Source organism: Massilia sp., assembly GCF_046293535.1.
In the GTDB taxonomy this organism is placed as follows: domain Bacteria; phylum Pseudomonadota; class Gammaproteobacteria; order Burkholderiales; family Burkholderiaceae_D; genus Telluria.
This window is the reverse complement of the sequence record NZ_JBKBOV010000022.1, coordinates 12,661-36,403: the sequence shown is the minus strand read 5'-3', so window position 1 is coordinate 36,403 and position 23,743 is coordinate 12,661. Positions and strand designations below refer to the sequence as shown.

Genomic DNA, 23,743 nt, shown 5'->3' with positions numbered 1-23,743 from the left:
CAGGTCAGGTAACGATCAAATGGTTGAAATTGAATTAGACGGCAAAAAAGTCGAAGTCGCACCAGGTTCCATGGTGATGGACGCCGCAAACAAACTCGGGACCTATATCCCGCACTTCTGCTATCACAAGAAATTGTCGATCGCAGCGAACTGCCGCATGTGCCTGGTCGAAGTCGAGAAGGCGCCCAAGCCGCTGCCGGCCTGCGCAACCCCGGTCTCGCCCGGCATGATCGTGCGCACCCATAGCGACAAGGCCGTGCAGGCACAGAAGTCGGTGATGGAGTTCCTCCTCATTAACCACCCGCTGGATTGCCCGATCTGCGACCAGGGCGGCGAATGCCAGCTGCAGGATCTGGCCGTCGGCTACGGCAAGAGCCAGTCGCGCTACGAAGAAGAGAAGCGCGTGGTGGCCCCGAAAGAAGCCGGCCCCTTGATCTCGATGGAAGAGATGGCGCGCTGCATCCAGTGCACCCGCTGCGTGCGCTTTGGCCAGGAAGTGGCCGGCGTGATGGAATTCGGCATGGTCGGCCGCGGCGAGCACTCGGAGATCACCACCTTCGTGGGCAAGACTGTCGATTCGGAAGTGTCGGGCAACATGATCGACCTGTGCCCGGTCGGCGCGCTCACCAGCAAGCCGTTCCGTTACTCGGCACGTCCGTGGGAACTGCAGCGCCGCAAGTCGATCGCGCCGCACGACTCGCTGGGCTCGAACCTGATCGTCCAGGTCAAGGGCGGCAAGGTCATGCGCGTGCTGCCGCTGGAAAACGAAGCCATCAACGAATGCTGGCTGTCGGACAAGGACCGCTTCTCGTACGAGGCGCTGGACAATGCCGACCGCTTGACCAACCCGATGATCAAGCAGGGTGGCGTGTGGCAGGAAACCGACTGGCAGACCGCGCTGGAATACGTGGCCCACGGCCTGCGTAACATCCGCCACGAGCATGGCGCGGATGCAATCGCCGCCGTCGCGACCCCGCACTCGACCCTGGAAGAGCTGCACCTGCTGAACAAGATGACCCGTGGCATTGGCTCGGACAACATCGAGTTCCGCCTGCGCCAGAGCGATTTCGCGCTGGACGGCCAGGTCACCCCATGGCTGGGCATGCCGATCGCGAACTTCTCGCAACTGAAGCGCGCCTTCGTCATCGGCTCCAACCTGCGCAAGGACCATCCGCTGGTCGCGACCCGCCTGCGCACCGCCACCAAGGGCGGCGCCAAGCTGTCGCTGCTGGGCGCGAGCGACGACGACCTGCTCATGCCGGTGGCGAACAAGATGGTTGCGGCGCCGAGCGACTGGCTGGCCGCGCTGTCGGAAGTCGTGGTCGCCGTGGCCCTGGCCAAGGACGTCGCAGCCCCTGCCGGCTTCGGCAACGTCGAACCGAGCGAAGGCGGCAAGGCCATCGCCGCGACCCTGGTCGGTGTCGACACCCCGGGCGCAGTGCTGCTGGGTAATGCCGCTTCCTACCACCCGCAAGCCTCGAAGATCCATGCCGCCGCGCAATGGATCGCCGAGCAGACCGGTTGCTCCTTCGGCTACCTGGTCGACGCCGCCAACACGGTCGGCGGCCACATCGTCGGCGCCACGGGCAAGGGCGAGGCTGTGTTCGCATCGCCGAAGAAGGCCTACGTGCTGCTGAACGCGGAACCGGAACTGGATGCGGCCAACCCGCAGCAGGCGCGCGCCGCTCTCGACGGCGCCGAGATGGTCGTCGCCATGTCGGCCTTCAAGCACGGCATGGACTTCGCCGACGTGCTGCTGCCGATCTCGCCGTTCAGCGAGACCGCCGGCACTTTCGTCAACTGCGAAGGCCGCGCCCAGAGCTTCAACGGCACCGTCAAGCCGCTCGGCGAAACCCGTCCGGCCTGGAAAGTGCTGCGCGTGCTCGGCAACCTGCTGGGCCTGTCGGGCTTCGACTACGAGACCTCGGAAGCGATCCGCGACGAAGCGATCGGCAAAGGCGTGACCGACGTATCCAGCAAGCTGAACAACGTCGCCAGGCTGGCGCCGACCGCGGGCCAGTATTCCCCGGCCGGTCAGGTCGAGCGCGTTGCCGACGTCGGCATCTATTTCACCGACGCGCTGGCGCGCCGTTCCGAGCCGCTGCAGCGCACCGCCGACGCGAATGCGCCGCTGGTCACCCTGTCGAAGGCCGTGGCCGAGCAGATCGGTGTCAAGGCCGGCGACAGCGTCCGCGTTTCGCAAGGCAACGGCAGCGCCGTCCTGGTCGCGGACGTGGATGCACGCCTGCCGTCGAACGCGGTGCGCGTGGCCGCCGGCCACCCGGCCGTCGCTACGCTCGGCGCGATGTTCGGTCCGATCAATGTTGAGAAAGCAGGAGAGGGCAAATAATGGCAACGCCCGGTTTTATCGATAGTTTTACCGCTGGCGGGGCTGACCTGTTCGGCCCGGTCTGGCCTCTGGTCTGGAACGTGATCAAGATCCTGTGCGTGCTCCTGCCGCTGATGGGCCTGGTTGCGTACGCCACTCTGTGGGAACGTCGCCTGATCGGCTGGATTCACATCCGCCAGGGCCCGAACCGCGTCGGTCCGGGCGGCCTGCTGCAGCCGATCGCCGACGCGATCAAGCTGCTGCTCAAGGAAATCGTCATTCCGACCAAGGCCAATCGCAGCCTGTTCGTGATCGGCCCGATCATGACCATCATGCCGGCGCTCGCCGCGTGGGCGGTGGTCCCGTTCGGCCCGCAAGCCGCGCTGGCCAACGTCAACGCCGGCCTGCTGTTCCTGATGGCGATCACCTCGATGGAAGTCTACGGCATCATCATCGCCGGCTGGGCATCGAACTCGAAGTACTCGTTCCTGGGCGCGATGCGCGCTTCGGCCCAGATGATCTCCTACGAGATCCCGATCGGTTTCGTGCTGGTCGTGGTGCTGATGGTCACCGGCAGCCTGAACATGACCGACATCGTTACCAGCCAGCAGATGGGTACTTTCGCCGACATGGGCCTGAACTTCCTGTCGTGGAACTGGCTGCCGCTGCTGCCGCTGTTCGTGATCTATTTCGTGTCCGGCCTGGCCGAATGCAACCGCCACCCGTTCGACGTGGTGGAAGGGGAGTCGGAGATCGTCGCCGGCCACATGGTCGAGTACTCGGGCATGTCCTACGCGATGTTCATGCTGGCTGAATATTCGAACATGATCCTGATCTCGACCCTTGCCGCGATCCTGTTCCTGGGCGGCTGGTCGGCACCGTTCGGTTTCCTGGAATTCGGCGCCATCGGCGGTTTCTTCTGGCTGTTCCTGAAGATGTTCGCGCTGGTATCGACCATGGTCTGGGTCCGCGGCACCTTCCCGCGCTACCGCTATGACCAGATCATGCGCCTGGGCTGGAAAGTGTTCATCCCGCTGACCCTGGTCTGGCTGGTCGTGGTCGCGATCTGGATGCATTCGCCGTGGAACATCTGGATGCCTGTGAAGTAAGGAAGCAAACAAAAATGAATCGGATTAAAGAACTCGTCGGCAGCCTGATGCTGTCCGAACTCTTCAAGGGCCTGGCCCTGACCGGCAAGTATGCGCTCTCGCGCAAGATCACGGTCCAGTACCCGGAAGAGAAGACCCCGATGTCGAACCGCTTCCGCGGCCTGCACGCCCTGCGTCGCTACCCCAACGGGGAAGAGCGCTGCATCGCGTGCAAGCTGTGCGAGGCAGTGTGCCCGGCAATGGCGATCACCATCGAATCGGCGCAGCGCGAGGACGGCACCCGCCGCACCACGCGCTACGACATCGACCTGACCAAGTGCATCTTCTGCGGCTTCTGCGAAGAATCCTGCCCGGTCGACTCGATCGTCGAGACCCACGTGCTGGAATACCACGGCGAAAAGCGTGGCGATCTCTACTACACCAAAGAGATGCTGCTGGCCGTCGGTGACCGCTACGAAAACGACATCGCAGCCGCCCGCGAAGCGGACGCGAAGTACCGATAAGAAAAGGCTGTCAAAGTCATGGAATTCACAACTTTCCTGTTCTACGCGTTCGCGACCATCACGGTGCTGGCGGCGCTGCGCGTCATCACCACCAAGAACCCGGTCCACGCCGCGCTGTTCCTGGTGCTGGCCTTCTTCAACGTGGCCGGCATCTGGCTGCTGCTGAAGGCCGAGTTCCTGGCCATCGTGCTGGTGCTGGTCTACGTCGGCGCCGTGATGGTGCTGTTCCTGTTCGTCGTCATGATGCTCGACATTAATCTCGACCGCATGCGCGAAGGCTTCTGGGGCTACCTGCCGGTCGCGTCGGGCGTCGGCGCCCTGATCGTGCTCGAGATGGCCGCCGTGCTGTACCGCGCGTACAACGAGACCGACCTGTCGGCCGAGGCCGCCGCCCTGAACATCGGCGGCACCAAGGAACTGGGCCTGCTGATCTACACCAAGTACATCTACGGCTTCGAGATCGCGGCCGTGATCCTGCTGGTGGCGATCATCGCCGCAGTCGCCCTGACCCTGCGCAAGCGCAAGGACACCAAAGCAATCGACCCGGGCGTCGCCGTCCGCGTCAAGCGTAACGACCGCCTGCGCATCGTCAAGATGGATGCGGTCAACCAGCGCGCCATCGATGCAGCAGCCGCCGAAAAAGCAGCCGCAGCCGCGGCCGCATCGAAGGAGGCACCATGACTTTGTCGCTCGCACATTACCTGATCCTGGGCGCGATCCTGTTCGCGATCTCGGTGATCGGCATCTTCCTGAACCGGAAGAACATCATCATCCTGCTGATGGCCGTCGAACTGATGCTGCTGGCGGTGAACCTGAACTTCGTCGCTTTCTCGCATTACCTGGGAGACGCGGCGGGGCAGATCTTCGTGTTCTTCATTCTGACCGTCGCGGCCGCCGAATCGGCGATCGGCCTGGCGATCCTGGTGGTCCTGTTCCGTAACCTGGACACGATCAATGTGGAAGACCTCGACAGCCTGAAGGGCTGATGGTCTCGGCTGATTAACAATAACGATTAAGGTTCAACAATGGCGGGGCAACTCTCTTCCTCAATGTTACTGGCGGTGCCTCTGGCGCCGCTGGCGGGCTCGGCGATCGCCGGCCTGCTCGGCACCAAGTTCTTCGGCAATGTGGTCGGTCGCAAGGTATCGCACACCGCGACCATCCTGGGCGTGCTGATCGCACTGATCATCTCGGTCCAGACCCTGATGGCGGTGCTCGATGGCGCCACCTTCAATGAAGACATCTACACCTGGATGACCGTCGGCACGCTCAAGCTGGCCGTCGGCTTCCAGATCGACACGCTGTCGGCGATGATGATGTGCGTGGTCACCTCGGTCTCGCTGATGGTGCACGTCTACACGATCGGCTACATGGCCGAGGACGAAGGCTACAACCGCTTCTTCTCGTACATCTCGCTGTTCACCTTCGCGATGCTGATGCTGGTCATGTCCAACAACTTCCTGCAGCTGTTCTTCGGCTGGGAAGCGGTGGGCCTGGTCTCGTACCTGCTGATCGGCTTCTGGTATAACCGTCCGACCGCGATCTTCGCCAACATGAAGGCCTTCCTGGTCAACCGCGTGGGCGACTTCGGCTTCATCCTGGGCATCGGCCTGCTGCTGGCCGCTTCCGGCTCGATGCAGTACACCGAAGTGTTCGCGCAAGCCGACAAGCTGGCCGGCATGACCGTGCCGGGCATCGGCTGGCCTCTCTTGACCGCAGCCTGCATCTGCCTGTTCATCGGCGCGATGGGCAAGTCGGCGCAGTTCCCGCTGCACGTCTGGCTGCCGGACTCGATGGAAGGCCCGACCCCGATCTCGGCGCTGATCCACGCCGCGACCATGGTTACCGCCGGCATCTTCATGGTGTCGCGCATGTCGCCGCTGTTCGAACTGTCGGACGGCGCGCTCTCCTTCATGATCGTGATCGGCTCGATCACCGCGCTGTTCATGGGTTTCCTGGGCATCATCCAGAACGACATCAAGCGCGTGGTCGCTTACTCGACCCTGTCGCAGCTGGGCTACATGACCGTTGCCCTGGGCGCGTCGGCCTACTCGGTGGCGGTGTTCCACCTGATGACCCACGCCTTCTTCAAGGCGTTGCTGTTCCTCGGCGCGGGTTCGGTCATCATCGGCATGCACCACGACCAGGACATGCGCAACATGGGCGGCCTGCGCAAGTACATGCCGATCACCTGGATCACCTCGCTGCTGGGCTCGCTGGCCCTGATCGGTACCCCGTTCTTCTCGGGCTTCTACTCGAAGGATTCGATCATCGAAGCGGTGCACGCGACCACCATCCCGGGCGCCGGCTTCGCCAACTTCGCGGTGCTGGCAGGCGTCTTCGTGACCGCCTTCTACTCGTTCCGCATGTACTTCCTGGTGTTCCATGGCGAATCGCGCTGGAACAACCCGAAACCGCATAGCGAAGGCCACGATTCGGACGCGCACCATGAAGAAGACGCGCATGGCGACGACCATCACCACCACGGCCTGCAGCCGGGCGACAAGCCGCACGAGTCGCCGCTGGTCGTGACCCTGCCGCTGATCCTGCTGGCGATCCCGTCGGTCATCATCGGCTACCTGGCGCTGGGCCCGATGGTCCATGGCGACTTCTTCAAGGATGTGATCTACGTCGCCCCGAACCACCCGGCGATGGCGGAACTGAGCGCCATGTGGCACGGCCCGATGGCGATGGCCCTGCACGGCGTGCAGACCGCACCGTTCTGGCTGGCACTGGCAGGCGTGGCCCTGGCTTACTACTGCTACATGGTCAACCCGCGCGTCCCGGCCTGGTTCTATGCCAAGTTCAAGTTCCTGCACACCCTGCTGGACAACAAGTACTACATGGACAAGTTCAACGATGTCGTGTTCGCCGGCGGCGCGCGCGCCATCGGTGGCGGCCTGTGGAAAGTGGGCGACCGCGGCCTGATCGACGGCCTGCTGGTCAACGGTTCGGCCAAACTGGTGGGCTGGTTCTCGACGATCACCCGTACCTTCCAGACGGGCTACATCTATCACTATGCATTCGTGATGATCGTCGGCGTGCTGGCAACCCTGCTGTGGTTCTTCCCGTTCTGGCGCGGTTAATGCGGGCACAGATAAGAGAAAAAGCGAAAAGCGAAAAATGATGCAGTCAATTTCTACATTTCCTCCTTACCTGAGCCTGTCGATCTGGCTCCCGATCCTGTTCGGCATGATCGTGCTGGCCGTCGGCCGCGACAAGAACGCCGGCTTCGTCCGCCTGCTGTCCCTGGTCGGCGCCGTCGTCAGCCTGCTGCCGACGCTGCCGCTGATCATGAACTTCGACAATGCCGCCCACGGCATGCAGTTCTATGAATCGGCTGCCTGGATCGAACGCTTCAACGTGTTCTACAAGCTGGGCGTCGACGGCCTGTCGCTGTGGTTCGTGCCGCTGACCGCCTTCATCACCATCATCGTGGTGCTGGCGGCGTGGCAGGTGATCGAAGAGCGCGTGGCGCAGTACATGGGTTCCTTCCTGATCCTGTCGGGCCTGATGATCGGCGTGTTCGCCTCGCTGGACGGCCTGCTGTTCTACTTCTTCTTCGAAGCCACCCTGATCCCGATGTACATCATCATCGGCGTGTTCGGCGGCCCGAATCGCGTGTACGCGGCATTCAAGTTCTTCCTGTACACGTTCTTCGGCTCGCTGCTGACCCTGGTCGCGATCATCTACCTGTACAACCAGTCGGGTTCCTTCGACATCCTCGAGTGGCACCGCCTGCCGCTGACGATGAACGAGCAGATCCTGATCTTCATCGCCTTCTTCATGGCCTTCGCCGTGAAGGTCCCGATGTGGCCGGTGCACACCTGGCTGCCGGACGCCCACGTGGAAGCGCCGACCGGCGGTTCCGTGGTGCTGGCCGCGATCATGCTGAAACTGGGCGCCTACGGTTTCCTGCGTTTCTCGCTGCCGATCACGCCTGACGCCTCGCAGTACCTGGCGCCCGTCGTCATCGGCCTGTCCCTGGTCGCCGTGATCTACATCGGCCTGGTGGCCATGGTGCAGAAGGACATGAAGAAACTGGTCGCCTACTCGTCGATCGCGCACATGGGCTTCGTGACCCTGGGCTTCTTCATGTTCAACGACCTGGGCGTGCAGGGCGGCATCATGCAGGCGATCTCGCACGGCTTCGTGTCGGGCGCGATGTTCCTGTGCATCGGCGTGCTGTACGACCGCGTCCATTCGCGTGAAATCGCCGACTACGGTGGGGTGGTCAACACCATGCCGAAGTTCGCCGCCTTCGCCGTGCTGTTCTCGATGGCCAACGCCGGCCTGCCGGCCACCTCGGGCTTCATCGGCGAATTCATGGTGATCCTGGGCGCCGTCGAGTTCAACTTCTGGACCGGCGTGGCCGCGGGCACCGCCCTGATCCTGGGCGCGGCCTACTCGCTGTGGATGGTCAAGCGCGTCGTGTTCGGCCCGGTCGTGCACAAGCACGTGGCCGAACTGAGCGACCTGAACGGCCGCGAGTTCGCCATCCTGGGCGTGCTGGCCATCGCTACCCTGCTGATGGGCCTGTACCCGGCGCCGATCGCCGAGACGCTGCAGGTGTCGGTCACCGACCTCCTGCAACACGTTGCAGCTGGCAAATTGCCTCAATAAATCGCCATGAACGAAATGAACTCCACATTGTTAGCAGCGGCCGACACCAATCTGGCGCCGGTCTATGCCGAAATCTTCCTGCTGATCGCGGCTTCCGCGATCCTGCTGATCGACATGTACCTGAAGGCGGGCAAGCGCAACCTGACCTACGCGCTGAGCCTGATGGCCATCGCCGGTTGCGGCGTGCTGACCTTCGCCGACATGAACACCGGCGCCACCGTGTATACCTTCAATGGCATGTACGTGTCGGACCCGATGTCCAACCTGCTCAAGCTGGTGACCTACGTGGCCACCGCGATGACCCTGGTGTATTCGCGCCAGTATGCGCAAGACCGCGCCATGTTGTCCGGTAACCTGGGCGGCGAGTTCTACGTGCTCGCGCTGTTCTCGATGCTGGGACAGATGATCATGATCTCGGGGAACAGCATGCTGTCGCTCTACCTGGGCGTGGAACTGATGTCGCTGTCGCTGTACGCCCTGGTGGCGCTGCGCCGCGATCATGCGCTCTCGACCGAAGCGGCGATGAAGTACTTCATCCTGGGCGCGCTGTCCTCGGGCTTCCTGCTGTACGGCATGTCGATGATCTACGGCGCCACCGGCTCGCTCGACCTGACCGTCATCAACCAGGCAAGCTCCGCCGCAGACGTCAACAGCACCATCCTGGTCTTCGGCCTGGTGTTCGTGGTTGCCGGCCTGGCCTTCAAGCTGGGCGTGGTCCCGTTCCACATGTGGGTGCCGGACGTGGTGCAGGGCGCCCCGACCGCGGTCACGCTGCTGCTGGGCGGCGCACCGAAGCTGGCGACCTTCGCCATGGTGATCCGCATCCTGGTCGAAGGCCTCCCAAGCATGGCCTTCGACTGGCAGCAGATGCTCCTGGTGCTGGCCGTGCTGTCGCTCGCCGTGGGTAACATCACCGCGATCGCGCAGACCAACATCAAGCGCATGCTGGCCTACTCGACCATCGCCCAGATGGGCTTCGTGGTGCTGGGCATGATGACCGGCGTGGTGGGTGGCGACAACAGCGATGCCGCCGCCTCGTACAGCGCCGCGATGTACTACACCATCACCTATGTCCTGACCACGGTCGGCAGCTTCGGCCTGATCATGATGCTGGCGCGCGCCGGCCACGAGGCGGAAACCATCGCCGACTTCAAGGGCCTGGGCAAGCGCTCCCCGTGGTTCGCCGTCGTCATGACCATCCTGATGTTTTCGCTGGCCGGCGTGCCGCCGATGGTGGGCTTCATGGCCAAGTGGGCGGTCCTGCAGGCCGTCGTGAACGCGGGCATGGTGTGGCTGTCGGTGGTCGCGGTGCTGTTCTCGCTGATCGGCGCCTTCTACTACCTGCGCATCGTCAAGACCATCTGGTTCGACGAGGCGGTCGACACTGCCCCGATCAACACCCCGGCCGACATGCGCGCCGTGATGTCGATCAACGGCGTGGCCGTGGTGGTGCTGGGCATCGTCCCGGGCTGGCTGCTGGCGGTGTGCTACACCGCGATGCAGGCAACCCTCGCCAAGTAAGCAGGCAGCCGGGTGGATTCCTCCCTCGCTGCCTGGCTGGTGGTCGCGATCTCGGTCGCGGCCGCCAACCTGCCTTTCCTCACCGAGCGCCTGTTCGGTTTCATTCCCCTGAAACCGCAGCGCGCCGGTGACGGCAACTCCTCCGCCACGACTGGCGATCCGCGCACGAAGTCGCTCCCGCTGCGCCTGTTCGAGTTAATTGTTTTATACTTCGTCGTCGGCTTCCTGGCTCGCATGCTGGAATCGCGGATCGGCGGCGTGTTCGCGCAGAACTGGGAGTTCTATGCGATCACCGGCTGCCTGTTCCTGGTGCTGGCGTTCCCCGGTTTCGTACTGCGTTACCTGCGCAAGCAGCGTCGTTGAATTGTTCGGGCGAACGGCGCGGCCGATCACCCGAACAATCCCAACGGAGTCTGCATGTCAGATCAACTGAAAGAAACGCGTATCGACGGCGGCGTGGTCTACGACGGCCACTTCCTGAAGGTCCAGCGCGACCGCATCGAACTCCCCGACGGTTCCATCACCCAGCGCGAATTCATCCGCCATCCCGGCGCGGTGGTGATCCTGCCGCTGCTGCCGGACGGCCGGGTGCTGCTGGAACGCCAGTTCCGCTATCCGAACTCCCAGGTCTTCATCGAATTCCCGGCCGGGAAGATCGACCCGGGCGAAGACCACCTGGCCTGCGCCAAGCGCGAGCTGGAAGAAGAGACCGGCTACACCGCCGCCAGGTGGCGCTTCGTCTGCACCATCCACAACGCCATCGCTTATTCGGACGAGCACCTCGAATTGTTCCTGGCCGAAGAACTCAGCGCCGGCCCGCAGAAGCTGGACGACGGCGAGTTCCTCGAAACCTTCAGCGTCACCGTGCCCGAGCTGCTCGAGATGGTCAGGCGCGGCGAGATCACCGACGTGAAGACCATCATCGGCAGCTTCTGGCTCGAGAAGATCCTGTCCGGCACCTGGCAACCGGCCTGAGGGATGCGGCTCCTGCTGGCGCTCGTGCTGTGCTGGTGGGCGAGCGCGGCCACGGCTGCCTCGACCGCGCCTCGCACCGCATTCCAGGCGCGCTGCGAGGACAGCATCGGCGCGAGCCTGTCGGTGCTGACCGGCACCCAGAACGGTTTTCGGATCGACAACACCGTGGGTTTTCGCGCGCTCACCGCCATGAAGGGGCGGACCCGGCCCGGCCAGGTCGTGCTGGGGCTGACCCGCACCGAGTCGCGCGTCAGCATCAACGTCGGCGGGCGCCTGCTGGCCGACGAAGCCAGCGGCTACGAATGCATCGCGCCCCACATCGAGATCAAGCTCTACTATCCGCCGATCGTGGTGTACATCACCCGCGAATTCCGGCCCGGCACCTGCGCCTACGAAGAAGTGCTGGCGCACGAGATGCGCCACCTGAACGCCTACCTCGACTACCTGCCCAGGGCCGAGGCGCGGGTGCGCACGGCGCTCGCGCGGCGCTTCGAGGACAAGCCGCTGTATGCGCGCATCGGCAACGCACAGAACCTGCTCCAGCGCGAAATCGACCGCGGCTGGATGCCATACATTAAAAGCGAAATGGCAAAGGTCGAGAGCGTGCAGGCGGAGATCGACTCGCCGCAGGAATATGCCCGCCTCGGCAAGGTTTGCGGAGGTGAGGTACAGTCTTTGCTTGGCCCTTTACAACGAAGCAAGCAAAAATGACAAACCCGGCAGTACAAGCCAATTCGCCGTCGCCGCAGCGTTCGGCGCCGTCTCATGTCGCGCTGATCCCCGCGGCCGGGGTCGGCGCGCGCATGGGGGCGGGCAGTCCCAAGCAATACCTGCAAATCGGCGGCAAGCCGATGCTGCGCCATACCCTGGACGCCTTCCGCTCGAGTCCCCTGATCGCCCACACGTATGTGGTGGTCAGCCCCGAGGATCCCTACATCGACGGCATCACCCCCCCGGACGGCGTGACCGTCCTGCGCTGCGGCGGGGCCACCCGCATGGAATCGATCCGCAACGGCCTGCGAGCGCTGCACGGCAGTATCGCCCTTGACGACCGGGTGCTGGTACACGACGCGGCCAGGCCCGGCCTGGATGCGGAACTGATCGAGCGCCTGATCGTCGAAACGGGTGAACACCCGGCGGGCGGCCTGCTGGCCTTGCCCGTGGTCGATACGGTCAAGCGCAGGGTGGCGGGCGCGGGGGCGTCATCGCTTGCCACGGTCTCGCGCGAGGGCCTGTGGCTGGCGCAGACGCCGCAGATGTTCCCTTACCAGTTGCTGCTGCGCGCGCTCGACGCCGTGACCGACCCGGCCGCGATCACCGACGACGCCAGCGCGGTTGAAGCGCTCGGACTGGCCCCCAAGTTGGTGGAAGGGCATCCCCGCAACCTGAAAGTCACGCTGCCTGCCGACATCCGGATCGCGGAGATCTACCTGGCGGCTTTCCACCCTGACCGATATCTCGATAACGAAACGAACTGAACCACCATGGCACAAGCATCCTGGAATCCTACCCCGCCGTTCCGCATCGGAACCGGCTATGACTGCCACGCGCTGGTCGAAGGGCGCAAGCTCATCGTCGGCGGCGTGACCATCCCGCACCGCCTCGGCCTGCTCGGCCACTCCGATGCCGACGTGCTGCTGCACGCGATCATCGATTCGCTGCTGGGCGCGGCGGCCCTGGGCGACATCGGCAAGCATTTCCCGGACACCGACCCGATGTTCGCCGGGGCCGATTCGCGCACCCTGCTGCGCGAAGTGGCCCACCGCGTGGTGGCCACCGGCTACACCATCGGCAACATCGATGCGACCATCATCGCCCAGCAGCCCAAGATGGCGCCCCACATCCCGCAGATGGTCTCGCGCATCGCCGAAGACCTGGGCGTGTCGCCGCAGCAAGTCAACATCAAGGCCAAGACCAACGAGAAGCTCGGCTTCCTCGGCCGGGAAGAGGGCATGGCGGCGGAGTCGGTCGCCATGCTGATCCGCGCCGCGGAACCGGGCTGATGTGATATCTCTCCGGCATGTGCGTGCATACGCACTATAATCCTCCGCTCGACGCCAGGAGGAGCCGCACATGAGCCATGCACCGGAAGCCGGAACGATGACGCCGCGCGCGGCCTGGATGCTCATCCTGGCCGCGAGCGCCATCCTGATGATCACGATGGGTGCGCGCCTGACCACGGGCCTGTTCCTGTCGCCGATCAATACCTCCACCGGCCTGGGCGTGGCCAGCATCAGTTTCGCGATGGCCGTCGCCCAGCTCATGTGGGGCGCCTCGCAGCCGGTGTTCGGCGCCATCGCCGACAAGTATGGTCCGGCCAAGGTCATCGTCATCGGCGGCATCATGCTCGCGCTGGGGACCGCCATCACGCCCTTCATGGATTCCGAGTGGGGCCTGATCTTCAGCCTGGGCGTCCTGTCCGCCGCCGGCGCGGGGGCGGGCAGCTTCTCGATCCTGATCGGGGCCACCGCGCAGCGCTTGCCAAGCGAGCGGCGCGCCTTCGCATCCGGCTTCATCAACGCGGGCGGCTCCTTCGGCCAGTTCGTGTTCGCCCCCCTGATGCAGGCCATCATTGCCGGCGCCGGTTGGGTGATGGCCATGCTGACCATGGCGGCCACGACCCTCTTGACCATTCCGCTGGCGCTGGGGATGCGCAAGAAGTCCACAGCGCCTGCCGCCATGCAGGCGCCGGTCCAGGGCGCCGCGCCGGCAGTGCCTGCGCCGCCAGGCATCACGCTGACCGGGCAGTTGCGCCAGGCCATGCTCGATCGCAGCTACCTGTGCCTGCACCTGGGCTTCTTCACCTGCGGCTTCCACATCGCCTTCCTGGTCACCCACCTGCCGCAGGAAGTTGCCCTGTGCGGCCTGCCGGCCGGCGTCTCGGCCACCGCCCTGGCCCTGATCGGCCTGTTCAACATCGCCGGCAGCCTGGCCGCCGGCGCGCTCGCCAGCCGCTATCGCATGAAGTCGCTGCTGGCCGTCATCTATGCCAGCCGCGCCGTGCTGATCGTACTCTACCTGCTGGCTCCCAAGACCGCGCTGACCTTCTACCTGTTCGCCGGGGCCCTCGGCTTCACCTGGCTGGCCACGGTGCCGCCGACCGCCGGCCTGGTGGGCAAGCTGTTCGGCATGCGCTACCTGGCGACGCTGTTCGGCCTGACCCTGCTGTCGCACCAGATCGGCGGCTTCTTCGGCGCCTGGCTGGGCGGCCTGTCCTTTGTCCGTTTCGGCGACTACACCTGGATGTGGTACGCCGACATCCTGCTGGCGCTGGCGGCCGCGCTGATCAACCTGCCGATCCGCGAAGCGAAGCCGGCGCGTCCGGCCGGGCTGGCCCCGGCGAAGGGCTGAGCGCATGGCGCGAGAAAGCTGGGCTTATCGGGACGTGGCGGTGGAGTCCTTCGTCGATCCCTGCAGCGGCCGGGTGCGCATCCGGCCGGTATCGGGGCAGGCCTATGCGACGTCCTTGCGCGTGCAATGCGCGCGCGCGCTCGCCGACACCGGGCGCTATCCGCTCGGCACGCGCTTCCTGGTATCGGCCAAGCTGACCGACCGCCAGGGCGGCGAGCCCTTCCTGTATGTATGGCATGGCGACCCGGTGGTCGAGATGACGCCCGCCCGGCTCAAACGTTTCCTGGAGGAGCGCAAGCGTTTGCGCATCTAGCCCGGCGCAGCCGCCGCCTGCGGAGGATTGCAAAAGTGTTTACCATCAGGGTTCGTGACTGAACCCGAAAGGAAGAACATGAGCAAACGCAACATCGCCGTCATCGTCGGCAGCCTGCGCAAGGACTCGTTCACCCGCAAGGTGGCGCAATCGATGATCGAGCTGGCGCCCGGCAGCCTGAACATGGAGATCGTCGAGATCCGTGACCTGCCGCTCTACAACCAGGACGACGAGACCGAGCATCCGCCCGCCGCCTTCACCGCTTTCCGCGAACGCATCAAGGCGGCCGACGGCATCCTGTTCTGCACGCCGGAGTACAACCGTTCGGTGCCGGGCGCGCTGAAGAATGCGATCGATGTCGGCTCGCGTCCCTACGGCAAGGCGGCCTACAGCGGCAAGCCTTGCGCGGTCGTCAGCGTCTCGCCCGGCGCGCTCGGCGGCTTCGGCGCCAACCACCACCTGCGCCAGATGCTGCCTTTCCTGGACATGCCCTGCATGCCGGCGCCGGAAGCCTATGTCGGCATGGTGGCGGGCAAGTACGAGGGCGAGCGCCTGGTCGACGATTCCAGCCGCGCCTTCTTCCAGACCTTCATCGATACCTTCGCCGGCTGGGTGGAACGCCATGCAAAGTGAGCATCCGATCGCCGTGCGCGGGCTCGACCACATCGTGCTGCGCGTGGCCGACCTCGGGGCCATGATTGACTTCTATGGCCAGGTGCTGGGTTGCCGGGTCGAGCGCCGCGTCGACGACATCGGCCTGATCCAGCTGCGCGCCGGCCATTCCCTGATCGACCTGGTGCCGGTGGACAGCCAGCTCGGGCGCGAGGGCGGCGCGGCGCCTGGCGTGGGCGGGCGCAACCTCGACCACCTGTGCCTGCGCGTCGAGCCCTTCGATGAGGCGGCCATCCGGCGCCACCTCGACGCCCACGGCGTGGCGGCCGGACCGGTCGAATCTCGCTACGGCGCCGAGGGCAACGGCCCGTCGATCTACCTGCTCGACCCCGAGCGTAACACCGTCGAGCTCAAGGGACCGCCTTACGCATGAAGGGAAGGATGAGCGTCGCATGAAGGCCGCCCAGCAAGCCGATGCCGGCAAGCGCCCGGCCCGTTACGGCCGCCCGGAGGGCTGGCGCGGCCGCCTGTACGACCTGATCTTCCTCAGCGATTCGCCTGCGGGGCGTCGCTTCGACATCGCGCTGGTCGCGGCGATCCTGCTCAGCATCCTGGTCGTCGTGCTCGACAGCGTGCCGGCGATCCGCGCGCGCCATGCGGACCTGATGCACGCGCTCGAATGGGGCTTCACGCTGCTGTTCACGCTCGAGTACGCCGCACGCCTGCTGTGCGTGCGCCAGCCGCTGCGCTACGCCACCAGCTTCTACGGCATCGTCGACCTGCTGTCGGTGCTGCCCACCTATATCTCGCTGCTGGCGCCCGGCAGCGAAGCCCTGCTCGACATCCGGATCCTGCGCCTGCTGCGCGTGTTCCGGATCTTCAAGCTGACCCTGTACATCGAGGAGTACACCCGGCTGGGCGAAGCGCTCGCCGCCAGCCGCCGCAAGATCATGGTGTTTCTGTCGGTGGTGCTGATGGCGGTGCTGATCCTGGGCACCGTGATGTACGTGGTGGAAGGGCCGGCGCACGGCTACACCAGCATCCCGACCGCGATGTACTGGGCCGTCGTCACCATGACCACGGTCGGCTATGGCGACATTACCCCGCACACGACGCTCGGCAAGGGGATCGCCTCGTTCATGATGCTGCTCGGCTGGGGCATTCTGGCGGTGCCGACGGGAATCGTCACCGCCGAGATGACGGCGCGCCGCGTCGACCGCCGCCAGGGTCCGGCGCGCCTGGTGCGTGCCTGCGCAGCCTGCGGCAGCGCCGGACACGAGGGCAGGGCGCGCTTCTGCAAGGATTGCGGCGCCGAACTGCCGCCTGCGCCGGAGCGGGGCTGAATCCACAGGCGGCCGCCTAGCCGGCCGCCTGCGCGTGCATGCCGGCGGCCGCCTGCGCCTGCGCGTGCGCCGCTGCCGGCGCCTCCCCGCGGCGCCGCGGCGCCAGCCCGAACAGGGGGCGCAGGACAGCCACCCGCTTGAGCAGTTCGAAGCCGCCGAAGCTCAGGGTAAGGGTCAGCACCACCAGCAGCACGGCCTCGAGGCCCGGCGCGATCCGCAGCGGCTGCATGCCGTGCGCCAGCACGATGATCACGGTCTGGTGCAGGATGTAGACCGGGAACACCGCCTCGTTCAGGTAGCGCCGCGCGGGTCCGTCGCGGTCCAGGTGGCGCGCGGCGAAACCGCAGGCGGCCACGATCGCGCTCCAGGCCAGCAGCGTGTACACGGCGTACATGAGCGGACGCAGCACCGCCACCGCTTCGCGCGGCACCACCTCGTAGCTCACCGCATCCCACATCAGCAGCAGCGCCCAGCCGGTGGCGGCGATGCCGAGCGCGTGCCAGCGCAGCAGCGCGGGCCGTGTCCAGAAGCCCGGCACGCGTGCCACCAGCGCCCCGAGCAGGAAGGGCAGGAAGGACATCGCATGGTTGTACCAGTCGCCGACCACGCTGTGGTTGGTGGGAATGCCCGATCATCCTGCATCCGGCGCGACTTGTCAAAGCGGTCTCAATTTCCGCCGGCTGCCGGCGGGACGCCGCGTTCTTCCTCCAGTTGCGCGCGCATCGCCTCGACGTCGGACATGTACTCCGCCACCGTCGCGTCGGGGCTGGCGCGTAGTTCCGGCGGCAGCAGCACCGACATGTACAGTTCGTCCGCGACGCGGCCGTGGCGCTGCTGGTTCACGATCAGCACCAGCCCCGAGGCCAGCACCGCCGCCACGGCGCACACCGCGCGCAGGCGCCGGCGCAGGGGCGGCTTGATGGTCGCCAGGTGGAAGTAGATGATGCCCGCGACGGTCGCCACCGCCACGTGGGAACCGTAGCGGGTCAGCCATTCGAGCGACCAAGCATAGGCAAGGACCGCCGCGATCAGGCGGAAGCCCACCAGCACCGCCATGCCGCAGCCGAAGATGAACAGATGCCGCCCAAGCCGAGTATAGCGCCCGAACAGTCGGTTCATGAAGGCCCACAGGCTGCTCCACAGCAGCGCCGCGCCGATGCCGGCGCTCGGGGCCAGCACGTAGTTCAGCAGCTCGAAGGGTTGGGCATCGGCCAGCCAGGTCACGAGCAGGGCGACCAGGCCCGCCAGCAGCACGCCCACGCTGCCGGGCAGCAGGCCTTCCCAGCCGTGCATGGTGCGGTCGCGCAGTTCCGCCGGCACCGGGAAGTCGGCGGCGCGCACGCGCAGCGAGGTGTGGCCCATGCGCACCACTGTGTCGCCGGTAAGGGGCACTTCCTGGACCCGCTTGCGGCCGCGGTTCATGCCCGGGTTGAGTCCATTCAGGGTGCCGAGGTCGCGCATCACCAAGGCGCCGTCCGGGCCCTGTTCGATGACGGCGTGGTGCGCGGCGGCGTATTCGTCGTCGAGGATGAAGTCATTGTCGTAGGCGCGGCCGACGCGGATCGGCAGGCTGGCGGCGCGGTGCCGGTGCAGCACCTCGCCGTTGCGGGCCAGGACCTCGACGGTCCAGGGGCCGTTCATCGCCGGCCTCCCGGCGCGGCCGCAGGCAAGGGGGCGCGCCGCACGTTGCGCCCGAAGGAGCCGAGGAAGGCGCGCGTCACGCGCATGCCGTTTTCATAGGACACGCCGGACACGTCCAGCCGGCTCTGCAGGCTCGACTCGGCCGCATTGGTGCTGGCCGTCAGCAGCGTGAAGTTGTACAGGCCCTCGAACTTGCGGTAGGCGCGCACGCAGGTCACGGCGCGCAGCGGCAGGGTGCGGGTGTGCACGAAGCGTTCGGTGCACACCGGCTTGGTCAGGCGCTCGTCGCCCGCGTTGCCCAGCTTGGCGGAGCCGAACAGGCGGCTGCTGAGCGCCGCGAAGGGCAGCCGGGCCAGGTTGTCGGAACGGATGTACTGGTGGGTCATCGACACGTGGCCGGTCTGCTGGGTCGAGGACACGTAGATCGCCGACTCCATCGCGCAGCTCATCGAGTCCGAAGTGTACGCGGTCTCGGCCTTCACGTTCGAGCGCCCCCAGCAGCGCAGCTGGCCGGATTCGCGCACCGGCACGAGATACGGCCCCATGCTCTTGATGGCCAGCGGCTCTTCCAGCAGGCGGTCGACCATGGCGCGCTGGTGCTCGAGCAACTGGGCGGCGATCAAGGGATTGAAGTCCTTCGGCGGCGCCGGCTGGCTCTCTACCTTGTCCAGCAGTTCCTGCACGTACTTCACCGGCACCAGGAAGCTGACCGACTCGCCGTCGCGCCGCTTCGAGACGTTGACGCCGGCCACGGTGCCGTTGCCGGTCACGCTGGGTCCGCCGCTCATGCCCGAATTGATCGGTCCGCCGAACATGAGCTGGTCGTAGAAGCTGCGCGTGACGACGCCGTTGTAGGCGCCTTCCGAGATCGCAAAGCCCAGGTCGAGAGGATTGCCGAGCGAGTACAGGCGCTGGCCCTGGGTCAGGCGCACCGGGCGCTCCGGCACCTTGAAAAAGCCGCTGCCTTCGCGGTTCACGCGCAGGACCGCCAGGTCGTGCAGCACGTCGACCGCCAGCAGCTCCACGGGGCCGCTGTTGCCGTCGGTGTCGATGTATTCGGCGGTGTAGACGTCGGGGTCGAGCGCCATCTGCGACACCACGTGGTAGTTGGTGACGACCAGGTTCTTGGTGCCGACCAGGAAGCCCGAGCCGACGGTGGACTGGGTGCGGCCGTTCTTGAGCAGCATGCGAATCTGCAGCAGGTCGCCGCGCGCCGACGAGTACAAATCCTGCGCGGCCGAGGAGGGCGGCGGCAGGGCGTCCTGGGCGTCGATCTCGCCCGGGGCGGGTGCCGGCGGCGTGGTCCCCGGCGCAGCGGTGGGCGGCAGGTGCGGAGGCGGCGCCGGCATCGTGGTGGCGCTGGCGCTGGCGCGGGGAGGGCGGCCAGCCTGTTCCGGCGGCGCCGTGGCTGCGCCTGCCGCGAGGCAGAGAAGCAGGAGGGCGGCGGCAGTCCGTTTCATGCAATCCAATCATTGGCAAGAAGGAAGCATTATCTTGCCACCGGAGCGCTTGCCCGTGCGCGCGGTAGGATGGGCGGCTATGCCGCCCATCCTAGGTAATCAGGACGCGTCGACAGGCGCCTCCACCGGGCCCATCATGTGGCCCAGCTTGGCCTGCTTGGTGTTCAGGTAGCTGTTGTTGAAGGCATTGCGGTTGACCAGCAGCGGCACCCGCTCGGCCACCGCGATTCCGAGGCGGCTCAAGGCATCGATCTTGCGCGGGTTGTTGGTCATCAGGCGCAGGGAGCGCACGCCGAACTGTTCCAGCATCGGCTTGCACAGTTCGTAGTTGCGGGCGTCGGCATGAAAGCCCAGCTGCAGGTTGGCCTCGACCGTGTCGGCGCCGGCCTCCTGCAGGCGGTAGGCGCGGATCTTGTTGACCAGGCCGATGCCGCGCCCTTCCTGGCGCAAATACAGCAGGACGCCGCGCCCTTCCTCGGCGATGCGCTGCAGCGCGCCTTCGAGCTGGGCTCCGCAGTCGCAGCGTTGCGAGAACAGCACGTCTCCGGTCAGGCATTCGGAATGCACGCGCGCCAGCACCGGTTCGCCGTCGCCAATGTCGCCCAGCACCATCGCCAGGTGCTCCTTGCCCGTCGCATGCTCGATGAAGGCATGCAGCGTGAACTGCGCCCACGGGGTCGGCAGGTCGCACGAGGTGACGTAATCGAGCAAAGGCTCGTTGGCGGCGGATAGGGTGGGCATGGCGTTTCTCTTGGTATTTCTTGTTGTTGCAGCATCGTGCAAATCCTGGTCGTCTAGTTTACAGGAAATCCGTCTCTCCCGTACGACGCTGCCGGTCTTGTCCATAGTGCCTTACACTTGCGTATGTTACGCTGGCGTAATTGTTTCAAGCCTAGCCCCCAGCATGGACACACCCGCACATTCCCCGACCCGGCAGCGCAGGCGCGGCCTCGGCGCCTGGCTGGCGCTAGCCTTCTCGCTGCTGACGGTGATCCTGACCCTGCTGCTGGTGCAGGTGGTCGAGCAATCCTCGAACGAACAGGTCAAGGACAGCATCGGGCACGGCCTGGGCGAGCTGGCGCGCCAGACCGCCGACAAGCTCGATCGCGGCATGGCCGAGCGCTACCGCGAAGTCATGCTGATGGCCGGGCGGCGCGACCTGCGCGACCCCAAGCTTGCGCTGTCCGAGCGCCGCCAGATCCTGTCCGACATGCGCGAGACCTACGGCTACTACGACTGGATCGGCCTGACCGGCCTGGACGGCCGGGTGATCGTCGAGGCGCGCGGCCTGCTGGAAGGCGTCGACGTGTCGCAGCGTCCGTGGTTCCGCAATGCCCTCGAGGGCGTCTACGTCGGCGACGTGCACGAAGCGGTCAAGCTGGCCAAACTGCTGCCGAGCGAGAACGGCGAGCCGCGCCGTTTCGTCGACGTCGCTTTCCCGTTTTCCGACCTGGCCGGCAAGACCGCCGGCGTGCTGGGCGTGCACCTGTCCTGGCAGTGGGCGCGCGACGTCGAGCGCTCGATCATCGCGCCGGTCCAGTCGCGTGGCCGGGTGCAGGCGCTGATCGTCAGCCAGCAGGGCGTGGTCCTGCTCGGACCGAAGGAACTGCAAGGCAGGAAGATCGCGACCGAGAGCCTGAAACTGGCGCAGCAGAAGCGCACCGGCTACCTGGTCGAAGAGTGGCCCGACGGCCTGTCCTATCTGGTCGGCTACGGCGCCACCATCGGCCGCGGCATCTATCCGGGCCTGGGCTGGACCGTGCTGGTGCGCCAGGACGTGGAGGATGCCTATGCGCCGGTGCGCCGCCTGCGCGAGCAGGCGCTGTGGAGCGGCGCGGCGCTGGCGGTGCTGTTCTCGCTGGCCGGCGTGCTGGTGGCGCGCCGCATCACCCGCCCGCTCGGGGCGCTGGCCGAATCGGCCGAGCGCCTGGGACGCGGCGAGGCGGTCCAGCTGCCGCCGAACGCCAACGACTATTTCGAAGTGCAGGCGCTGTCGGGCACCCTGAACGGGCTGGTGGGCGACCTGGTGCGAAAACAGGCCGAACTGCGCGACCTGAACGCCACGCTGGAGCAGCGGGTCGAGGAACGCACCCGCGAGCTGGAGCGGGCGCTGGCATCGGTACAGGCCAACGAGCAGCGCATCAATGCGATCGTGGAAGCGGCGCAGGACGCCTACATCGCGGTCGACCAGCGCGGCATCATCCTCGACTGGAACGGCGCGGCCGAGCGCATGTTCGGCTGGGGCCGCAACGAGGCCGTGGGCTGGCCGCTATCCGAGCTGGTGCTGCCGGAGCGCTACCGCGCCAACCTGGGCCAGGCCCTGCATGCCTTCCGCCAGACCGGCCGCCTGGCCATGCTGGAGCAGCGCCTGGAGCGCACGGTGATCGACCGCCAGGGCCGCGAATTCACCATCGAGATGACGGCGGCCCTGGCCGGCCGGGGCGAGGAGGCCTTCTTCAGCGTGTTCCTGCACGATATCTCCGAGCGCAAGCGGGTCGAGCAGATGAAGAACGAATTCATCTCGACCGTCTCGCACGAACTGCGCACGCCGCTGACCTCGATCCAGGCCTCGCTGGCGATGCTGGCCGACGGCATGGCGGGCGAACTGCCGCCGGACGCCCTGCGCTTGACGACCATCGCCAGCCAGAGCAGCGAGCGGCTGGTGCGCATGGTGAACGACCTGCTCGACATCCAGAAGATCGAGGCCGGCCAGATGCATTTCGAGGCAAGGGCGCAGCCGCTGCTGCCGGTGGCCGAACGCGCGCTGGCGGCGATGGAAGGGCATGCCCGCAAGGCCGGGGTGCTGCTGCGGCACGACTGGGATGCCGGCGCAGCGGGGATCGCGGCCAGCATCGATGCCGACCGCATGGAACAGGTGCTGACCAACCTGTTGTCGAACGCCATCAAGTTCACCCCGGCGGGCAAGACGGTCACCCTGGGCCTGGCCCGCACGCCCGGTAAGGCCCGCCTGCTGGTCCTCGACGAAGGGCCCGGCATCGCGCCGGAATTCCAGCAGCGCGTGTTCCAGCGCTTCGCCCAGGCCGATGGGGCCGACTCCCGAACCCGCGGCGGCACCGGCCTGGGACTGGCGATCAGCAAGGCGATCATCGAGGAGCACGGCGGGACCATCGGCTTTACCACCGCGCCAGGCCGCGGCACGCGCTTCGTGGTGGAACTGCCGGCGGCGGGCAGCTAGCGGCTGGCCAGGACCTCGCCCAGCGAGCGGGCCTCGGGCGCGTAGGCCTGCATGCCCCATCCCGCGGCGGCCACCGTCAGGGTGGTCAGCACGAAGGGGATGATGGTGCGCCTCAAGGCGGCGAGCATCCAGTGCTGTGGCTCTAGTACCCGCAGGCGCCGGTACAGGCCCGCGGCCAGCAAGGCATCGACCAGGATCTCGGCGAACAGGATCGGCGCCGACCAGATCACGAACAGGGAAGACAGCGCGATGCCGATGGCGAGCAGGATCACGACCAGGGGTATCACGGTTTCCTCGGCCTCGGCCGCGAGCCCGAGCGGATTGTCCGCGACGGCGTCGATGGCGCTGTCCTGCATGCCGAAGTCGACGTTGCCGCTGGCTCCGCCGCCGTCGAAGCTGCCGCCACCACCGCTGAAATCGGCCGCGCCATCCTTTGCCGCTCCGCTGCCGTCGGCGTTGCCGACCCATTCGGGGTCGAGGTAGTCCGCCGCGCTGGTGCGCAGCCACAGCCATAGGAGCAGGAGGAAGACGATGTAGGCCACGCCCATCGCCAGCATGTAGCGCAGCGCCATCGTGTCGACCCCGGCGGCGAGCATCGCCACCGAGGCGCCGAAACCGGCCAGCGCGGTGAGCGACACCAGGATGAACATCTGGACGCGCGGGAAGCCTTCCTGCAGCAGGCGGGAGCGCATGAGCTGTACCGCCGAGGCGCGCGTGGCCACGCGGGGATGAATGGGCGGAGTACGCATGGGTGCCTCGCGATCCTA

The 23,743-nt window shown here is 66.1% G+C and carries 24 protein-coding genes; 19 read left to right on the top strand and 5 right to left on the bottom strand.

The window, feature by feature from the left end; translation table 11 throughout:
* Positions 1-19 precede the first annotated feature (19 nt).
* The 18 genes from nuoG to ACK4S9_RS13085 all read left to right on the top strand — a co-directional run bounded on the left by nuoG (position 20) and on the right by ACK4S9_RS13085 (position 16,679).
* The gene (gene nuoG / locus ACK4S9_RS13170) at positions 20-2,350 is read left to right on the top strand and encodes an NADH-quinone oxidoreductase subunit NuoG (protein ID WP_409726278.1); all 2,331 of its coding nucleotides are present in this window, start codon (positions 20-22) and stop codon (positions 2,348-2,350) included.
* Entirely contained in the window at positions 2,350-3,438 is a 1,089-nt protein-coding gene (nuoH, locus tag ACK4S9_RS13165) for an NADH-quinone oxidoreductase subunit NuoH (RefSeq protein ID WP_409726276.1), read from the top strand. Before nuoG ends, nuoH begins: the two co-directional genes overlap by 1 nt.
* Positions 3,439-3,452: 14 nt before the next feature.
* Positions 3,453-3,941 (top strand): NADH-quinone oxidoreductase subunit NuoI, encoded by a 489-nt coding sequence (gene nuoI / locus ACK4S9_RS13160; RefSeq protein ID WP_409726274.1) that lies wholly within the window; start codon positions 3,453-3,455, stop codon positions 3,939-3,941.
* Between the two features lie 18 nt (positions 3,942-3,959).
* On the top strand, positions 3,960-4,622 hold the full coding sequence (locus tag ACK4S9_RS13155; RefSeq protein ID WP_409726272.1) for an NADH-quinone oxidoreductase subunit J: 663 nt from the start codon (positions 3,960-3,962) through the stop codon (positions 4,620-4,622).
* Complete coding sequence (gene nuoK, locus ACK4S9_RS13150) at positions 4,619-4,927, top strand: NADH-quinone oxidoreductase subunit NuoK (protein ID WP_027863874.1); 309 nt, start codon at positions 4,619-4,621, stop codon at positions 4,925-4,927. Before ACK4S9_RS13155 ends, nuoK begins: the two co-directional genes overlap by 4 nt.
* A 39-nt stretch (positions 4,928-4,966) precedes the next feature.
* The gene (gene nuoL, locus ACK4S9_RS13145) at positions 4,967-7,027 is read left to right on the top strand and encodes an NADH-quinone oxidoreductase subunit L (RefSeq protein ID WP_409726269.1); all 2,061 of its coding nucleotides are present in this window, start codon (positions 4,967-4,969) and stop codon (positions 7,025-7,027) included.
* A 37-nt stretch (positions 7,028-7,064) separates the two neighbouring features.
* Positions 7,065-8,564: an NADH-quinone oxidoreductase subunit M gene (locus ACK4S9_RS13140; RefSeq protein WP_409726267.1), complete on the top strand. Its 1,500-nt coding sequence runs from the start codon at positions 7,065-7,067 to the stop codon at positions 8,562-8,564.
* 6 nt (positions 8,565-8,570) lie between these two features.
* Positions 8,571-10,085, top strand: a complete 1,515-nt coding sequence (gene nuoN, locus ACK4S9_RS13135) for an NADH-quinone oxidoreductase subunit NuoN (RefSeq protein WP_409726265.1) — start codon at positions 8,571-8,573, stop codon at positions 10,083-10,085.
* 12 nt (positions 10,086-10,097) lie between these two features.
* Entirely contained in the window at positions 10,098-10,448 is a 351-nt protein-coding gene (locus tag ACK4S9_RS13130; protein WP_409726263.1) for a DUF2818 family protein, read from the top strand.
* Positions 10,449-10,502: 54 nt separating this feature from the next.
* Positions 10,503-11,060 carry an NUDIX domain-containing protein gene (locus tag ACK4S9_RS13125; RefSeq protein ID WP_409726261.1) on the top strand — a complete coding sequence of 186 codons (558 nt, stop codon included), beginning with the start codon at positions 10,503-10,505 and terminating at the stop codon, positions 11,058-11,060.
* Positions 11,061-11,063: 3 nt separating this feature from the next.
* Positions 11,064-11,771 (top strand): hypothetical protein, encoded by a 708-nt coding sequence (locus ACK4S9_RS13120; protein WP_409726259.1) that lies wholly within the window; start codon positions 11,064-11,066, stop codon positions 11,769-11,771.
* Positions 11,768-12,538 carry a 2-C-methyl-D-erythritol 4-phosphate cytidylyltransferase gene (gene ispD / locus ACK4S9_RS13115; protein ID WP_409726258.1) on the top strand — a complete coding sequence of 257 codons (771 nt, stop codon included), beginning with the start codon at positions 11,768-11,770 and terminating at the stop codon, positions 12,536-12,538. The genes ACK4S9_RS13120 and ispD overlap by 4 nt, the downstream gene beginning before the upstream one ends.
* 6 nt (positions 12,539-12,544) lie before the next feature.
* Complete coding sequence (ispF, locus tag ACK4S9_RS13110; protein ID WP_036249048.1) at positions 12,545-13,063, top strand: 2-C-methyl-D-erythritol 2,4-cyclodiphosphate synthase; 519 nt, start codon at positions 12,545-12,547, stop codon at positions 13,061-13,063.
* A 70-nt stretch (positions 13,064-13,133) separates the two neighbouring features.
* Complete coding sequence (locus ACK4S9_RS13105; RefSeq protein ID WP_409726256.1) at positions 13,134-14,411, top strand: MFS transporter; 1,278 nt, start codon at positions 13,134-13,136, stop codon at positions 14,409-14,411.
* Positions 14,412-14,415: 4 nt separating this feature from the next.
* Positions 14,416-14,724, top strand: coding sequence for a hypothetical protein (locus ACK4S9_RS13100; protein WP_409726254.1), 309 nt, complete (start codon positions 14,416-14,418; stop codon positions 14,722-14,724).
* A gap of 78 nt (positions 14,725-14,802) precedes the next feature.
* Positions 14,803-15,357, top strand: a complete 555-nt coding sequence (locus ACK4S9_RS13095) for an NADPH-dependent FMN reductase (RefSeq protein ID WP_409726252.1) — start codon at positions 14,803-14,805, stop codon at positions 15,355-15,357.
* Positions 15,347-15,769 (top strand): VOC family protein, encoded by a 423-nt coding sequence (locus tag ACK4S9_RS13090; RefSeq protein WP_409726250.1) that lies wholly within the window; start codon positions 15,347-15,349, stop codon positions 15,767-15,769. Before ACK4S9_RS13095 ends, ACK4S9_RS13090 begins: the two co-directional genes overlap by 11 nt.
* A gap of 19 nt (positions 15,770-15,788) precedes the next feature.
* Positions 15,789-16,679, top strand: a complete 891-nt coding sequence (locus ACK4S9_RS13085; protein ID WP_409726248.1) for an ion transporter — start codon at positions 15,789-15,791, stop codon at positions 16,677-16,679.
* A 16-nt stretch (positions 16,680-16,695) separates the two neighbouring features.
* On the opposite strand, the gene ACK4S9_RS13080 is transcribed toward ACK4S9_RS13085, so the two are convergent.
* The 4 genes from ACK4S9_RS13080 to ribA form a co-directional block, all read right to left on the bottom strand.
* Positions 16,696-17,286 carry an acyltransferase family protein gene (locus tag ACK4S9_RS13080; protein WP_409726246.1) on the bottom strand — a complete coding sequence of 197 codons (591 nt, stop codon included), beginning with the start codon at positions 17,284-17,286 and terminating at the stop codon, positions 16,696-16,698.
* 59 nt (positions 17,287-17,345) lie between these two features.
* Positions 17,346-18,320, bottom strand: coding sequence for an FHA domain-containing protein (locus ACK4S9_RS13075; protein WP_409726244.1), 975 nt, complete (start codon positions 18,318-18,320; stop codon positions 17,346-17,348).
* On the bottom strand, positions 18,317-19,780 hold the full coding sequence (locus ACK4S9_RS13070; protein ID WP_409726242.1) for a serine protease: 1,464 nt from the start codon (positions 19,778-19,780) through the stop codon (positions 18,317-18,319). Before ACK4S9_RS13070 ends, ACK4S9_RS13075 begins: the two co-directional genes overlap by 4 nt.
* Before the next feature lie 99 nt (positions 19,781-19,879).
* The gene (gene ribA / locus ACK4S9_RS13065) at positions 19,880-20,521 is read right to left on the bottom strand and encodes a GTP cyclohydrolase II (RefSeq protein WP_409726240.1); all 642 of its coding nucleotides are present in this window, start codon (positions 20,519-20,521) and stop codon (positions 19,880-19,882) included.
* Between the two features lie 163 nt (positions 20,522-20,684).
* Here ribA and ACK4S9_RS13060 point away from each other — a divergent pair, with 163 nt between their 5' ends.
* Positions 20,685-22,976: an ATP-binding protein gene (locus tag ACK4S9_RS13060; protein ID WP_409726238.1), complete on the top strand. Its 2,292-nt coding sequence runs from the start codon at positions 20,685-20,687 to the stop codon at positions 22,974-22,976.
* Here ACK4S9_RS13060 and ACK4S9_RS13055 read toward each other — a convergent pair.
* A complete protein-coding gene (locus tag ACK4S9_RS13055) occupies positions 22,973-23,725 on the bottom strand; it encodes a hypothetical protein (protein WP_409726236.1) in 753 nt (250 codons plus the stop codon). The two genes, ACK4S9_RS13060 and ACK4S9_RS13055, sit on opposite strands and share 4 nt — an antisense overlap.
* Between the last annotated feature and the right edge of the window lie 18 nt (positions 23,726-23,743).

Coding starts and splice junctions, on each gene's coding strand:
- ACK4S9_RS13120 (WP_409726259.1), top strand. CDS start 11,064: ATGCGGCTCCTGCTGGCGCTCGTGCTGTGCTGGTGGGCGAGCGCGGCC.
- nuoN (WP_409726265.1), top strand. CDS start 8,571: ATGAACGAAATGAACTCCACATTGTTAGCAGCGGCCGACACCAATCTG.
- ispD (WP_409726258.1), top strand. CDS start 11,768: ATGACAAACCCGGCAGTACAAGCCAATTCGCCGTCGCCGCAGCGTTCG.
- ACK4S9_RS13090 (WP_409726250.1), top strand. CDS start 15,347: ATGCAAAGTGAGCATCCGATCGCCGTGCGCGGGCTCGACCACATCGTG.
- ACK4S9_RS13075 (WP_409726244.1), bottom strand. CDS start 18,320: ATGAACGGCCCCTGGACCGTCGAGGTCCTGGCCCGCAACGGCGAGGTG.
- ACK4S9_RS13055 (WP_409726236.1), bottom strand. CDS start 23,725: ATGCGTACTCCGCCCATTCATCCCCGCGTGGCCACGCGCGCCTCGGCG.
- ispF (WP_036249048.1), top strand. CDS start 12,545: ATGGCACAAGCATCCTGGAATCCTACCCCGCCGTTCCGCATCGGAACC.
- nuoK (WP_027863874.1), top strand. CDS start 4,619: ATGACTTTGTCGCTCGCACATTACCTGATCCTGGGCGCGATCCTGTTC.
- ACK4S9_RS13140 (WP_409726267.1), top strand. CDS start 7,065: ATGATGCAGTCAATTTCTACATTTCCTCCTTACCTGAGCCTGTCGATC.
- ACK4S9_RS13060 (WP_409726238.1), top strand. CDS start 20,685: ATGGACACACCCGCACATTCCCCGACCCGGCAGCGCAGGCGCGGCCTC.
- ACK4S9_RS13085 (WP_409726248.1), top strand. CDS start 15,789: ATGAAGGCCGCCCAGCAAGCCGATGCCGGCAAGCGCCCGGCCCGTTAC.
- ACK4S9_RS13155 (WP_409726272.1), top strand. CDS start 3,960: ATGGAATTCACAACTTTCCTGTTCTACGCGTTCGCGACCATCACGGTG.
- ACK4S9_RS13070 (WP_409726242.1), bottom strand. CDS start 19,780: ATGAAACGGACTGCCGCCGCCCTCCTGCTTCTCTGCCTCGCGGCAGGC.
- nuoH (WP_409726276.1), top strand. CDS start 2,350: ATGGCAACGCCCGGTTTTATCGATAGTTTTACCGCTGGCGGGGCTGAC.
- ribA (WP_409726240.1), bottom strand. CDS start 20,521: ATGCCCACCCTATCCGCCGCCAACGAGCCTTTGCTCGATTACGTCACC.
- ACK4S9_RS13105 (WP_409726256.1), top strand. CDS start 13,134: ATGAGCCATGCACCGGAAGCCGGAACGATGACGCCGCGCGCGGCCTGG.
- ACK4S9_RS13095 (WP_409726252.1), top strand. CDS start 14,803: ATGAGCAAACGCAACATCGCCGTCATCGTCGGCAGCCTGCGCAAGGAC.
- ACK4S9_RS13100 (WP_409726254.1), top strand. CDS start 14,416: ATGGCGCGAGAAAGCTGGGCTTATCGGGACGTGGCGGTGGAGTCCTTC.
- nuoI (WP_409726274.1), top strand. CDS start 3,453: ATGAATCGGATTAAAGAACTCGTCGGCAGCCTGATGCTGTCCGAACTC.
- nuoG (WP_409726278.1), top strand. CDS start 20: ATGGTTGAAATTGAATTAGACGGCAAAAAAGTCGAAGTCGCACCAGGT.
- nuoL (WP_409726269.1), top strand. CDS start 4,967: ATGGCGGGGCAACTCTCTTCCTCAATGTTACTGGCGGTGCCTCTGGCG.
- ACK4S9_RS13125 (WP_409726261.1), top strand. CDS start 10,503: ATGTCAGATCAACTGAAAGAAACGCGTATCGACGGCGGCGTGGTCTAC.